This is a genomic window from Alcaligenes sp. SMD-FA (assembly GCF_025960365.1).
GTDB lineage: Bacteria > Pseudomonadota > Gammaproteobacteria > Burkholderiales > Burkholderiaceae_B > Alcaligenes > Alcaligenes aquatilis.
Genome location: NZ_CP110108.1, coordinates 1,884,252 through 1,898,520, shown reverse-complemented (window position 1 = coordinate 1,898,520; position 14,269 = coordinate 1,884,252). Strand labels below are relative to the sequence as shown.

Annotated in this window: 12 protein-coding genes and 1 tRNA gene; all 13 read right to left on the bottom strand. The window is 51.3% G+C overall.

Annotated elements, in window-relative coordinates; genetic code table 11:
• Positions 1-150: 150 nt before the first annotated feature.
• Positions 151-699 carry a DUF1643 domain-containing protein gene (locus tag OKX01_RS08780; RefSeq protein ID WP_264672797.1) on the bottom strand — a complete coding sequence of 183 codons (549 nt, stop codon included), beginning with the start codon at positions 697-699 and terminating at the stop codon, positions 151-153.
• Positions 700-872: 173 nt separating this feature from the next.
• The gene (locus OKX01_RS08775; protein WP_003802962.1) at positions 873-1,154 is read right to left on the bottom strand and encodes a helix-turn-helix domain-containing protein; all 282 of its coding nucleotides are present in this window, start codon (positions 1,152-1,154) and stop codon (positions 873-875) included.
• Entirely contained in the window at positions 1,151-1,489 is a 339-nt protein-coding gene (locus tag OKX01_RS08770) for a type II toxin-antitoxin system RelE/ParE family toxin (protein ID WP_264672796.1), read from the bottom strand. Before OKX01_RS08770 ends, OKX01_RS08775 begins: the two co-directional genes overlap by 4 nt.
• 185 nt (positions 1,490-1,674) lie before the next feature.
• Positions 1,675-3,600: a ParB/RepB/Spo0J family partition protein gene (locus OKX01_RS08765; protein WP_264672795.1), complete on the bottom strand. Its 1,926-nt coding sequence runs from the start codon at positions 3,598-3,600 to the stop codon at positions 1,675-1,677.
• Between the two features lie 1,141 nt (positions 3,601-4,741).
• Positions 4,742-5,332 carry a hypothetical protein gene (locus tag OKX01_RS08760; protein ID WP_264672794.1) on the bottom strand — a complete coding sequence of 197 codons (591 nt, stop codon included), beginning with the start codon at positions 5,330-5,332 and terminating at the stop codon, positions 4,742-4,744.
• On the bottom strand, positions 5,332-6,756 hold the full coding sequence (locus OKX01_RS08755) for an AAA family ATPase (RefSeq protein ID WP_264672793.1): 1,425 nt from the start codon (positions 6,754-6,756) through the stop codon (positions 5,332-5,334). Before OKX01_RS08755 ends, OKX01_RS08760 begins: the two co-directional genes overlap by 1 nt.
• A 61-nt stretch (positions 6,757-6,817) precedes the next feature.
• Positions 6,818-7,051 carry a transcriptional regulator gene (locus tag OKX01_RS08750; RefSeq protein WP_264672792.1) on the bottom strand — a complete coding sequence of 78 codons (234 nt, stop codon included), beginning with the start codon at positions 7,049-7,051 and terminating at the stop codon, positions 6,818-6,820.
• Positions 7,052-7,673: 622 nt separating this feature from the next.
• A tRNA-Pro gene (locus tag OKX01_RS08745) sits at positions 7,674-7,750 on the bottom strand.
• Between the two features lie 213 nt (positions 7,751-7,963).
• Positions 7,964-9,496, bottom strand: a complete 1,533-nt coding sequence (locus OKX01_RS08740; RefSeq protein ID WP_264672791.1) for a M81 family metallopeptidase — start codon at positions 9,494-9,496, stop codon at positions 7,964-7,966.
• Positions 9,497-9,515: 19 nt separating this feature from the next.
• Entirely contained in the window at positions 9,516-10,697 is a 1,182-nt protein-coding gene (locus tag OKX01_RS08735) for a YgeY family selenium metabolism-linked hydrolase (protein ID WP_094196615.1), read from the bottom strand.
• On the bottom strand, positions 10,688-11,623 hold the full coding sequence (locus tag OKX01_RS08730; RefSeq protein ID WP_264672790.1) for an N-carbamoyl-D-amino-acid hydrolase: 936 nt from the start codon (positions 11,621-11,623) through the stop codon (positions 10,688-10,690). Before OKX01_RS08730 ends, OKX01_RS08735 begins: the two co-directional genes overlap by 10 nt.
• A gap of 119 nt (positions 11,624-11,742) precedes the next feature.
• Positions 11,743-13,386, bottom strand: coding sequence for a dipeptide ABC transporter ATP-binding protein (locus OKX01_RS08725; RefSeq protein ID WP_264672789.1), 1,644 nt, complete (start codon positions 13,384-13,386; stop codon positions 11,743-11,745).
• Between the two features lie 24 nt (positions 13,387-13,410).
• A complete protein-coding gene (locus OKX01_RS08720; RefSeq protein ID WP_094196612.1) occupies positions 13,411-14,250 on the bottom strand; it encodes an ABC transporter permease in 840 nt (279 codons plus the stop codon).
• Positions 14,251-14,269: the final 19 nt, after the last annotated feature.

Sequence of the window (14,269 nt, the reverse complement as noted above, 5' to 3'; positions counted from 1 at the left end):
ATCTGATCCCCTCGGATTTCAAAAGCAGGTAGAGCAAATTTGTACCGTTCTGCATGTACTGTTGGGTACAAGCTTGTCATAAGAATCTCCTGAGCGGACTATCACTTGAGTTAAGCTTCGCCGTGAAGCGGCGTAGGATCTAATAAATTATTAGCGCTCATACAAGACTGGTCGAAGTGCTGCATTTTTGTAAAGAGGATGACCCGGGTGACCACTTTTCAGCTTGGTGAGGCAATGGGGCGCTTTGATAAAGCTAAGAACGTGATTATCTCTGCCAAGATAGCTACCAGTTGCACTCCAAGCGCATACAACTAATTGCGCCTCTGATTGGAGATTGCGGAGCCAAGTGTCGTTGTCAGGCCCGACTGGGTCTTTAGCTGTGTACAAAGCCGATTGATCGGTAGAGCGAAAAGCAAATAAGTTACCAAGCAGCAGACCGCCATAACCCCAGCGTTTTGCGTAATTGATGCACACACGAGACGTATTGTCGTCAGTTTCCTCATCAGCAGTAGATGGATTCAGGCCAATAAACAAAACAATCGGTTTTGAGTCGTCCCAAATGCGGCGCAACTCATAGCGATATTTCTGACAGGCGGAAATTGTGGCTGAGGTTTTCATGAGCGCTAATAAATTTATAAGTCCCATAACGGGTATATCTAATATTGCTAATACTATAAATGCTTGCAGTTCGATAAGCAAATTTGCTGGTTTCGAATTTAGGGAAACCTAAAAATTTTGATTTCAGTCGTTGCTGAGTAATAAAGGTCAATGTTGGAATGAGTATTTATGGCCGAACGCCGCCCCACACTGTAATTTCAATTCGAGACCCAATCTCGGCAGGAATCGCCAGATTAAGCATGGTTTCCTACAAATCAGGCAACTTCCATCACCCGCATTTCAATATGAAAACCGGCGGCAGAAGCCATATTCACTAATGCGTCAAGACCAAACAAATTAATCTTTCCACGCATCAGGTCTGAAATGCGTGGCTGTGTCACTCCGAAAAGTTTGGCAGCTTGTGCTTGGCTCATTCCGGTTCGTGTGAGGTGATCCTTTAATGTAGACAGTAACGCAGAACGCAACTTCATGTTTTCCGCTTCTTCCGGGGTATCCTCGATGGCATCCCAGACACTTGTAAATCGTTGGTTGCTCATTGATGTATCTCCTTTAACAAGTCACGGTAACGCTTCGCAGCCAAGTCCAAATCAGCTTTACTAGTTCTCGGTGTCTTTTTCTGAAAACAGTGCAACACATAGACAGCATCTACCAATTTGGCAACATAAATAATCCGAAACGCCCCTGCGGTATCCCTAATCCTAATTTCTCTTACCCCTTGCCCGACCGTATTCATAGGCTTCCAGTCGTCCGGCTCTTTACCGTTTTGCACTTGGTCAAGCTGATAGCCTGCGTCACGTCTAGCCTCAAGAGGAAAGGTACGAAGATCATCTAGTGAGTTCCCCCGGAACTCGACAGGCTTTAGGTTTGGCATGGCTCGATTATACAAAATTTTATATATTTCGTGTAGGCTATTTCTAGCCTCACCGATGAATGATATGGGTAGCCTCAAGAATACTAGTACCCGCACGAAGTCGAATAAGCAGGAGTCCAGTCAACCACGAGATAAACATTTTTATCATTCAGGAGCTACCCCACAGGGGGTAGCACTCCCGAAAATCAGTCTTTGAGCACCATAATTGATGGCAACCAACCAGTACCCGCAAGGGCTTGTTCTGCCGCTTCAATCGCCTCTGTCTTCTTCATCCGTACTAATGGAGCAGCTTGTTCAGGCGAAGCCCCTTCAGAAACCACTTCCACCAGTCGATCTTTCGAAACATGGCTTAAGTAGGTTTCACCTGTAGCGCTCCACCACTCGGGTATCTGTACGTCCAGCAACCCGGCCAGTTGATCAAGTGTGCTCGACTGACTGGACTCCTGGTGTTGGATGCCCTGTACAGTGACGGCTACCAAGTAGGCCAATAACTCAAGCAAGGTCTCGGTATCTTGGCTCAACGCCCAGGCCAACTCGCCACCATCGCTACCTGGAGTAATCACATCACCCCAGTGCTGCTCGATACGTGCTAACTCTTGACCTGCGCGGCTTTGTGGGAAGTCTGGCGCGTCAGCCGCCAAGGGTTCGCAACTGGTCGAAATACCCAACCCAAAGCCACCGTGACGGTAATAGCCAGCGCCGTAATGACGACGCGCCAGTTGAGCGACCAGCACAGCCAAGGCCACATTAGGATTGTTGGCCAGGGCGGCTTGCACAATGGCCGTTTTATTGGCGGTCAATTGGCGAACTAAGCGTTCAGAATGCGTTGGACGGGTCTTCACTGCTGGCAGGGAAACACGCCCTACTCCCTCAGCGTCTTGCTGCTGCTCCTGAGCTTGCGCACGATCTTCCGGGCGAATCAACCCTTCCACTATGTCCAGTAAACCTTGGTAATCCAGACGGACAATGCAACCTGCTACGTTTTTCTGACTGTCGGTATAGGCTTCGCACTGGTTTTCAATCACACGGATTTGCTCTTGCAGTTCGTCAAGCCGCTGATTGAATGCTTGCCATTCATCTTCATCAGCCTTTTCTTCCTCGTCTTCAAGAATTGCTATGTCATGCATCAGCGATTTTTCTTGGATTTGCAACAGGTCAATCGCCGCCTCTTGCTCCGGCATCAAATCAACCTGCTCAGGATAAACACGTCCGTAGCGATTACTGACTGGTTCAGAATCAAGTGTAACCTCTACCCAAGCCCAGCCCTGCGTCGTCAAATTGGCAGCAGTTTCTTGCAACTTGCTTAGCGCCAGTCGATCGACCAACGCTCTATCAATTAGATAGATACCGTTCAGGTCATCTTCATCAGCAAACAAATCTCGAGTCACCCCGCCGCCAGCCGCTTGATAAGCGTCCAGGCCGATGAAATGCACCAGCCGGTGATTCGCTGTCATGGCCTCTTCAATCATGCCGCGAATAACACGAGGGCTCTTTCGGTCCCACATATTTAGATTGGAATAGACCTGCACTTGACGCTCTTGATTGTCCGTCATTGCATACGCCATCAGCGCATCCAGTGGCAATTCATTGTCACGATATGCTTGCATCAATGCGGGTGCCACTCGCCCCAACTGCAAGCGACGGCGCACAACGGTTGCGGTGACGCCAAACGCGGCAGCCACATCTTCAATGGTTTTGCCTTGTCCGATCAACTCAGCGAATGCTTCAAACTCGTCTGCCGGGTGCATCTGCTCTCGCTGCACGTTCTCAGTGATCGACACAAGCAAGGCATCTTCTTCATCATAGAGATTGCCAGCGACTAACTGCCCTTCCGGCCAACGCCCATCCTCCAACAAATGATGGATTGCCTGCAAACGCCGTCCCCCTGCAATAACTTCATGGAAACCACGTTTTTTGCTTTTGACTACAGCTAGGGCATGAAGCAAGCCGACAGTCGCAATCGAGTCAGCCAGTTGTGGCAACGGTGTCTGACTTGCGGTCTTGCGAGCTTGGTATTGCTCCGAGACAACCAGTTTGCGCGGGTCGAGTTCAATAGCCTTATGTTTCATGATGCGTACTCCCTCTGAATCAATGAACAGTCGAATTGCCAACCACAGGCAATGACTCGGAAAGGAGCGCGGACAATAGTCCCAACTGGGCAACGGTCAACGCTGGTAAACGAAAGGGTGTTGCGGTCGTATGGGCTTCTCGCCATTCCTGGGCTAATTTGATAAGATCAACTTGCATTACGTGAACTCCTTCAAGGTTGTGTGATGCCTGCCCCTGTTTCGGTTGCCGCCGAACAGGGGCTTCTTTATGCGATGTGTATATAGAAAAACCCAACGAACACCGCGCATTTAGGCAAGGTTGATGACTGGCCCCAATCATCGCTATTTCGTGGGCCAAAACGAGGGCCTAGTGGGTCATGGCCAGAACTGAAAAGAACAGCTCCATTTGGCTTGACCACATAGTGAGTTTCAGATGTTTCATCACCGTCTTTCACGGTTACGATGTAGCCCTTAAACCGAGTTTTCTTTGCTTGCATGAATCCCCCCCTTTAAACATTCCAAGGATTTACCGCTGACCGGGATCGAAGATTCCGAGCCCGATCTGTAGATATGTGTTGTGTTCTACATTTCGGCTTGCGGTGTGTGCCGCCGGTCTCGTTAGTTCGTCGCCCTTGCCGTTCCGAACCATGCAAGGACAAACGGAAAGGGAGCGTGGAATAAATAGGGAGCGAAGCGAGTGGTTTATGCCGCGAAAGCCCTTGGAGTGCGGGCCTGGAGTGGTACGGTCGGCGTTGTTGGGGCGACGGACTGACGAGATCGGATTCGCGGTAGCCCAGTGATGAGAGGACGCAACACAGCCGCGCGGCGAGCGCCTTATGTGCGTAGCACACCAACTTGGCCGCAGCGGGGTCCCGGCAAGCGAAGCGCCAGGGCAAATAGGCTGGAGGAGTGAAGGCTCACCACCCATAAAGTTCAGTAGACCCGCTCTGTGTCGCAATAAAACCTAATCTACTAAATGGGCACACTCAGCGCATAGTGACCCCGCTCGACCTTGGGTCAACAAAAACTAAACCAAGGTAGATTTATTTACTGGACTAGTTTACAAAACAAAAAGGCAAAAAAAACAGCCCACATTTGAGGCTGAAAGGGACTTATCAAAAACCAACTTTTTTTAATTTAATGTTTGCGTAGCTATTTTTATCGTGAATCCATTTTAGATAAAAATATTTTTGAAACTGCACAATCATGCATTAACACGACCTAAGATTTCCTTAAAATAGACTGAAGCGCCATTGGGAATTTCTTTTTTGAAAGCATCTCCAGGGCTAGTTCTAACGCTTTTGTGTGCGTTGGGCGTAGTTGTAGTTTTCCGAACTGCGGTACGCTCTCTTCCACCGTATAAGATAACGTACTGCTCTCGAGCGATCTCCAATGGGCTTGCATGGAATTCCTTCAAAAGCTCCACTGCGTACCGCACAAACTGTCTTGTGCTCTTGAATTGGCCTTCATAGCCTTTTGGATTACCTGATTTTAAATCTATGTAGACTACTGTTAATTGATTTTCAGCGTTGCGCATGATAATGACACAGTCGCAAGCTCTGTGGTGTTTATGCGGATCTCCGCAAGTTAATAGCGGAGACATTAATGCGGTAGGCCCGCGCCCCTGATCTGGAGAAAAAGAGAACCAGTCACCAGATCCTGTCTGAATTAATGCATTACGTAGAACCGCACTCGGATCACTCTCAGTAATAATTACTGCTGAATGTTGAGCACCGTTATAAGTACAACATGACAGCGACTGCTGAAGCCTCCTCAGTTCTGGAGATAGACTCATTAGAATTCATCTCCAAATGAAAACTCCCCTCCATACAGAATTTCGCCTTGTATTTCATTCATTAACTCGATAGTCTCATCAAAGGTTGGAACCTCTATACCTCGATCCGGATAAATATTTGCCGCAGTTAATGTTCTTACTCTGATTCTACGGCCACCAGCAGGATTCTCACGCAATACCCTATCTGTAATGTACAGCCTAATTTTTTCCGAATCCAATAACTCATCATCCTCATACTTATAATCTTTTTGTACTTTTTTTGAATGCATTGTTTTTTGATTAAGCATAATCAAAGTATTTATTTCTTTAATTAGATAATCACTATGAGTAGTAATAAATACCTTAACCCCGGCATTCACCAATCGAGCAACTATTCTCGCAAAAGCCCTTTGGTTTTTTGGATGAAGATTTAACTCAGGCTCATCAATAATAAAAAACTCACCAGCTCGCGCTTTACAACGCAAATAAAAACTAACATCTAACAATGCCCGTATGCAGCTAGATGATTCATTCATCGAAAACCTGCGTTTATCTGCACCTTTATTTTGAAAAACAAGCTGCTCTTTAATAACTTTATAGGAACCACCTAACATGTCATCAAAAGCTTTGAGAATTTCCGGATGTGTTCGAGCAAGTTCCCCTGTGCGTTTGTCCAGCTCTTCTAATTGGCGTACAAAATCCACATTGTCTTCCACGGGCCATGGATAACCGGTATCCATCTCTTTAAAAAGAAGAAAAGGATTGCGGCGTAGCTCCTTTGAGTCCATTTGATGAAGAGCATTCAACATTCTTGTACGTGCTATATCGAGTTCTTTGCGAAATATGGCAGAACCAGTACGCTCAGCGCTTGAAATATGAAATCCCGGCAAATAAGGCGAAAAAACAATGTCGGCAATAGCATCAACTATGAAGTCTGAGAGTCCACCAAAACGACGTTGCAAAGACTCAGCATCAGCAACTAAAACTTCCAAAATAGGGCTTTCAGCCTCTTTCGTAATTGTTGCTATAACTTTACCGGATGAACCTGCTTTTACTTGACGTTGATATTCTACAGATAACAAATCAAAACTCTGCGTCAGAGATATCCGACACTTTGTTTCATTAAAAAGAGCCTCATCAGTAGCAAAAGCCCGATGCAAACCAGCAACATAAATCTCACCCATTTTACTGAAGTAACTCTCAAGTTTTTTTTCTGAGAACATTACCTCTAAATTAAATTGATATTTTTCATTCTCTTTTAGAAGATCATCTATTTCCGACTCCAAAACCACATGCAATATTTGCCTCCAACTACGAAGAAATCCATAAATTGCATATGTCGCATATGTTTTTCCAGTATTATTTTCGCCACAAATTAACGTTAAATCAGCTAGCTCTATCTCAGCATAGTCTAGCAACCCAAGCCTTTCAAATTTAAACTTCATTAATTTTCACTCCTTCTAGATTTTTATTTTAAATTTTAATTTAAAGTAATTTTTTGTCTATTTACCGCAATTTTAACTCAGGCCAAATCTGATCCCAGTCATTAGGACGTAGCATTTGGCGAGTCACTACACCTTTAGTCATCTTTTCAATTTCAACGCATCGAATAATAGGCACCTCTTGAACTCCAGTAGCCCATCTGTGGACTATAGGAGGGGCTACACCCAAGTGTTTAGCCAAAGCTGTTAGGCTGCCAGCAATTTCACAGGCTTGTCGGATTGGTAGAAAATCGCTCATTTCTTGTGACTCTATGCGTAAGAGTTGCAGGTTTTTATCTTTTGGTTAATAATACCATCGACCACTAACTACCAGTGGATGCTCATTAACAACCTGGTCGATGAATACCGGCTCATGCATAGAATTATTATTGTGCAGAGAAGGCCGGCTGCCCGATTACATAGGGGCAGAAGTAAAACCTATGAAAAACCAGTTAGCCCTCAGGCACGTTGAGTGTGCGCAAAGAGAAGGTGTGACTGGCTACCCTACGAAGGGCTGTCTCATTTCTATGTGACACCTGGAGGGCGCCCATTGTCGTGAGACAACCATCGCGGGGATGGCGGGTAATTCCCGACAAACAGCAATAACTTGATCAGTGGTTTGTGAGGTCTCTTGCGCTAACAAGGGGTCTCATCCTGAGCCAAGGTCGATACAGCAGCTTAACCAGGATGCTGTATCTCAAAGCCTGATGCTTTTACATCAGGCTTTGCTTAGCCACCTGTAGGACAAAGGTAGCTAAGCAAAGCCTTGCTTTTTTCATGACCTAAAACGGAAAAAAGCCATGGTATCGCTACCACAGCTTTTTGCCTTACAAGGCAGTTACTGAATCGTTAAAGAACCAGACGACTACCTAGGGAATATTTGGTCGGAACGGAAGGATTTGAACCTTCGACCCCTTGCACCCCATGCAAGTGCGCTACCAGGCTGCGCTACGCCCCGAAAGAATTAAACTATAACCCTGCTCTACCTTTCTTGCAAGTGTTTTTTAGATTTTTTCTTTCGATTTGAGATTATTGATAGTCAATCCCGGCACCGATTGAAATCCACACTTATCTGAACAGGCGGTCTGATTTTCAAAGCTTGTTTTACCGAGCTAATCTGCATCAAAACCGTGAAGGCAGGAGTATACCTACTTGGGTAAAAAATGCAAAGCTATTGTGAATAGGCCCGCCCTTCTGATTGCATGATTCGCCATTGGGACAGGCTGGGGCCACCGGGATACAGCAGGCGCTCTGCCGGTAAACGCTCCCATGGCAAGTCTGTCGTGCGCATGGAAACTCCTCCCGGTGCTGCTCCGACAATGATGCGGTCGCTAATGCTGCCAAAGTCCGCTCTGAAGTGCACGGCGCTTTTCAGAACCAGTACCTTCATCTGCTCCGGCTCGATACCCACAAAACGGAACATGCTTTGATCCGCCATTTGCGACTTGTAGGAGGCCAGAGCGATGCGCACGCCCTCTATACGCAAACAGGCGCTGGGCCCCAGGTTCATGGCACAGCCTGCGTAGTACGGGCCGGTGGCGCGGAACTGGCCATCGGATACGGACTCGATATAAAAGCGTGCATGCAAGGGCATATCGCCGGGGACACCGGATTTACCGCCCAGAGACAGCTCAATGGTTTTACCGGCCCCTGCCTGGTGCACCAGAGCAGCGCTTTCCGGGTCCACGATCAAGCCTAAAGCGGCATCGGATACCTTGGCTTTCAGCAAGGCGCGCAAGAGACCACAGGTATCGGAGTTGGCGCCGCCACCGGGATTGTCGTGAGCATCGGCAATGATCACCGGGCCTTTACCGGGGTGACTCAGCGCCCATTGCACGGCTTCGTCCGGTTCATAAAGCTTGCCTTGAAAGCCTTGGGCTTTATCAAGCACCTCATCCAGAAAGTCTGCCAAACGGCTATCGGCTTCTTCCTGTGTCTGGGCGTAGGCCCACAAGACCGCTCCGCATTCGGGCACGTCCGCAGCAGGAAAGCCCATGGCGAACGACACGCTCCCCTCGCCTTCTATTTCTTCCAGCGATGACAAGTGACGGTACAGGCTGGCCGCCGGTTCCATCTCGGTGCTTTGCCAGACCGCCGGGATCAGAAAAGGCAATCGATGCCAGGCCAGCTTCGGGCGATGAGCGCTTTGCAGACATCGCATCAGCGCCTGAAAAGTACGCTCGCCCGTTTGTCCCATATCCACATGCGGGTAAGTTTTGTAAGCCACCAGCATGTCGGCCTGCGCCAGCATGGTGTCGCTGACATTCGCGTGCAAGTCCAGACTGGCGACCACCGGCACATCCGGTCCCACCATCTCGCGCACCAGAACCAGCAAATGCCCTTCCCCATCATCGCGATGCTCGGCCACCATGGCGCCATGTAAATCCAGATACACCGCATCCACGGGCAAAACTTGCTCCAGGCGGTACAGAATCTCCGCCACGATTGCCTCGTAAGTCATTGCCTCGACGGGCGCGGAGGGACTGGCGGCGGCCCACAGTAGCGGGACGCACTCGACCCCGGCTTGTGCGGCGGCGGCCATAAACCCGGCTGCCGGAATATTGGCCCCACGCAAGGCAGGCTCGATGGCCTCGGCTCGGCACATCCCTGGCCAGCCGCCCCCATGCTCAAAGTCCGCCATCGTGGCCATGGCTGGGCCAAAGGTATTGGTCTCGTGCTGAAAACCCGCTACTGCAATACGCATCACTTGTCTCCGATTGCTCTTACGCTTGTCCCGCCAGTTGGATACACAGCTGTTCGTAAATGTCCTTGGCCCCCAGAACATCGTCGATCGCTACCGACTCATCAGCCGTATGTGCCTGTGCTTCCTCGCCCGGCCCCAAGCCGATAGTAGGAATGCCACGTCGTCCGGCAGACTCGGAACCATTGGTACAAAACCACCAGGTATCCATTTCCACCACACGCCCGGCTTGCTGAACCGCTTGCACCATGGCTTGGGCCAACGGTGCGGACTCATCCAGCCGCCAGGCGGGCAAGTCCCGCTCCGGGCTGGCCTGCTGACCTGTATAGGTTTGTACCTGACTGTCCACCAGTTCCAGCGAAAAGCCCTCCACACCGGCACCCTGCAAGCATTGCTCCATTTGTTTCAACACCGATTCGCTGCTTTCACCCACCAGCGTGCGGCGATCAAAACGTACCGTAACGGACGAAGGGATCAGGGAAATGGAAGGATGCGGGTCGGAAATAATGTCAGTAGGCACCAGCAAGGCTTGGCCCACTTGCGCATCCTTGGGCAAATCCAGCGTCTGCAAAGCAGAAATAGCCTTGGCTGCCGCCTGAATGGGATTCACCCCCAGATGAGGCAAGGCCGCATGGGCTGGACGGCCTTGCAAGCGCAACAGAATCTCCTGTCGCCCTTTCTGGCCCACCATGATGCGCAAACGCGATGGCTCACAAATCACCACAGCAGCCGGCGTGCATTGCTCCAGAGCGTGGGACAAGGCATAGCCTTCGATCACCTCCTCCATCACGCTGGCAGACACGGCAATACGCTGTTTCAAAGCACCACGACGAGCCGCTGCTGCCGCGCCACACAGGGCGGCGGCCAAACCTGCTTTCATATCACTGGTGCCGCGCCCATACATGCGGCCATCTTTGATCTGCGCCCCAAAAGGCTCAACCGTCCAGGTTCCGGCGATAGGCACCACATCCATATGGGCATCAAACAGCAGGGCCAGCGGAGCCTGGGCCGGGCCGACAAAGCCCAGCACCGACCCCTTGTCGTCCACACTAATCTGGTCAAAACCCAACTCCCGCATGACTTGCTGCACAAAGTCCGCCATGGCCTGCTCTTGCCCGGACAAGCTGGGGATACGCACAAAGGCTTGCGTCAGGCTGACCGCATCCCAGACCAGGTCCATTTTTGTATGTTCGTTCACGCCCATGGCACCACCGCTCCACGTTGCGAGCTGATCAGGCCATACGCTTCTGGCCGACGATGACGCTCAAAGTTGAAGGTCGTACTCTTGTAGGAATGGCACAGATCCAGATCGCAACGGGCAATCGCCAGCTCGTCACCCTTGGTCGAGCAAGCCGCGACAATCTCCCCAGACGGCGCAATGATGGCACTGCCGCCAATCATCTCGATGCCCTCTTCACTCCCCGCCTTGGCCACCCCCACCACCCAGGTGCCGTTCTGATAGGCCCCGGCCTGCATCACCAAATGGTTATGGAACATGGACAAATCGTCGTGCTCCGGTGCGGGCGGGTTGTGTACCGGGGTGTTGTAGCCCAGCATGACCATTTCCACGCCCTTCAAACCCATGACGCGGTAGGTTTCTGACCAGCGCCGGTCGTTGCACAAGGCCATGCCCATCACGCCCCCGAAGGCCGACCACACACCGAACTCGTGACCAGGCTCGAAGTAGTATTTCTCCAGGTGTTGGAATGCACGCCAAGGCTCGTCCTGGCCGTGACCGGGCAAATGCACCTTGCGATATTTGCCTACGATCGTGCCGGTTTTATCGACCAGAATGGATACGTTGAAGCGACGCTTTACGCCGTTTTCAATGAGCAACTCGGCATAGCCCAGGTAGAAACCAATCTGCAATTTGGCAGCGGCATCAAACAAAGGCTGGGTGTCCGGACCCGGCATCTGGGTTTCATAAAAACAATCAAAATCGGAAATATCCTCGCTGAACCAGCGCGGGAAAAACGTGGTCAGTGCCAGCTCGGGAAACACCACCACATCAACATCCATTTTCTTGGCCTGATGCAAATGGGCCAGCAAGCGGTCAACCACCTGTTTTTTAGTTTCGCTGCGTGCGATAGGACCCAACTGAGCCGCTGCTACATTGACAAACCTGGACATGAGATTTGAACTCCATCAACAATTAAGATCCGCCCTAAGCGGGATTCGATACGCCCTGCCGCACTCCAGCAGCAGGATTTAGCTCTGCACAATCAACACAACCCCAACAGCCGTGTTAATCAGGCATAAGCACAAAAATTCTGAAAATCCCAATGCACGCCGGGTGCGGATTCCACCAGTTCACGGGTGTAAGCCTGGCTAGGCTGGCTAATGACACGCCCTGGGTCCCCGGCCTCCACAATCCGGCCCTTTTGCATCACCACAATGCGGTCAGAAATCTGCGCGGCAACACGCAAGTCATGGGTAATGAACAGGATGGCAACGCCGGTTTTGCGCTTGATGTCCACCAGCAACTTGAGCACCTGTTCTTGAACCAGCACATCCAGCGCCGACACGGACTCATCCGCAATCAGTACATCCGGCTCCATCACAATGGCGCGGGCCAGACACAGTCGCTGCCGTTGGCCGCCCGAAAACTGATGCGGATAGCGCTCCAGCACATCCGCGTCCAGGCCTACAATGGACAAGACCTCGGTCACGCGTTCGATAGCGACTTTAGGATCGACACCAATGTTGTGCATGCCCTCTGTCAAAGACTGGCCGATCGTCACGCGGGGATTCAGCGAGCGATACGGGTCCTGAAACACGATCTGCACTTTGCGCCGCTGCGCCAGGCTACGGTCCTTGCAGGCGGCAGGCAAGGTTTCACCGTTCAGAGTGATCTGCCCCGAGCTGGCCTCAACCAGGCCAATAATGCAGCGGGCCAAGGTGGACTTGCCCGAGCCGGACTCCCCCACCACGCCCAGCACTTCATCACGACGTATATCCAGATTGATGTCGCTGAGCGCGTGCATCTTGCGCCCCTTGGAGAACCAGCAATCCGAGCCGTAAACCTTGCCCAGACCACGGGCGCTGAGCACGATCTCGTTTTGCACTTCCTCTTTTGCTGGCGGATGCACATTGGGAACGGAAGCAATCAGAGAGCGGGTATAGGCTTCTTTAGGGTTGGACAGAATCTGCTGACACGTGCCCATCTCCACGCTATCGCCACGCTTCATGACCAGAATCCGGTCGGCAATATCCGCCACCACACCAAAGTCATGCGTCACAAAAATCACCGAGGTACCGCATTCGCTTTGCAGTTCCTTGATCAGACTCAGAATCTGCTTTTGCGTGGTCACGTCCAGTGCCGTGGTGGGTTCATCCGCAATCAACAAGCGCGGCTGCAAGATCAAGGCCATGGCAATCATGATGCGCTGGCGCTGACCACCGGACAGCTCATGCGGATAGGCCATGAAGAGCTTTTCCGGCTCCGGTAAACGCACGCGCTCCAGCATATTGATCACACGTTGGCGACGCTCCTGCCGGGAGCTGTTCTTTTCGTGAATACGGATCACTTCGTCAATCTGCTCGCCCACCCGTTGCACCGGGTTCAAGGCTGTCATGGGTTCCTGAAACACCATGGACATGGCCGAAGCCCGCAAGGACAGCAAATGCTCCTTGTTCATGGTCAACAGGTTCTCGCCCATCAGCTCGATACTGCCCTGGCTGACACGCAAGGTATCGGGCGGCAGCAAGCCCATGATGGCAAAGGAAGTCAAGGATTTGCCCGAGCCGGATTCGCCCACAATGCACAAGGTCTCGCCTGCATACACATCGAAGCTAAGCTTGTTCACTAACTGGCGGGGTTGAGCCGCTTTGGTTTCAATGCACAAGTCCTTCACTGACAAAACACATTGGGGTTTGGTCGTAGAGGTTTTCATTGTTATGTCTCCTGCCCTCATCACTTACAGCCGTGTGACTAGCTTGGGATCCAGAGCATCGCGCAAGGCGTCGCCCAAGACGTTGATACTGAGAATGGTGATGGACAGCACAATGCCGGGGTACAGCACGATGCCGGGAATCAGCTGAAAATACAGGCGACCTTCAGCGATGATGTTGCCCCAGGAGGCCATCTCGGGAGGGATGCCCGCCCCCAGAAAACTCAAGATCGCTTCCAGCAGCACCGCCGAGGCAAACACATAAGTGCCCTGCACAATCAAGGGTGCGAAGGTGTTGGGGAACATATGGCGCGACAAGATCACGTAAGCCGAAGTCCCTACCGTCATGGCCGCTTCCACATACGGCTCGGAACGCACGCTAAGAATCACGCCCCGTACCAGCCGCGTCATGCGAGGAATCTCCGGGATGGCAATGGCGATCAGCACTGTGGTCAGGCTGGCACCGGACACCGACACCAGCGCAATGGCCAGCAAGATGCCAGGGATGGCCATCACACCATCCATCACTCGCATGATGACGGCATCCAGACGGCGGAAGTAACCCGCCAGCGAACCCAGAATCACGCCAAAGAACACGCTGATGGCCAGGACACCGAACCCCACCATGAAAGACACTTGCGCCCCGTACACCACACGGGAATACAGATCCCGACCCAACGCATCCGTCCCCAGCCAGAATTGCTCGGAAGGCGGTTGCAGACGAACGCTGGGGTCCAGTTGAGTGGGATCTTGCGTGCCCAGAAAGGGAGCAAAAATCGCCATGGCGGCCATCAGGATCAGGAACAGCAAGGCGGCACGGGCCGAATGGCTGGCGACCACTTTCTTCAATTTGTTGAGCTTTTGCATATTGTTCTACCTGTAAAAA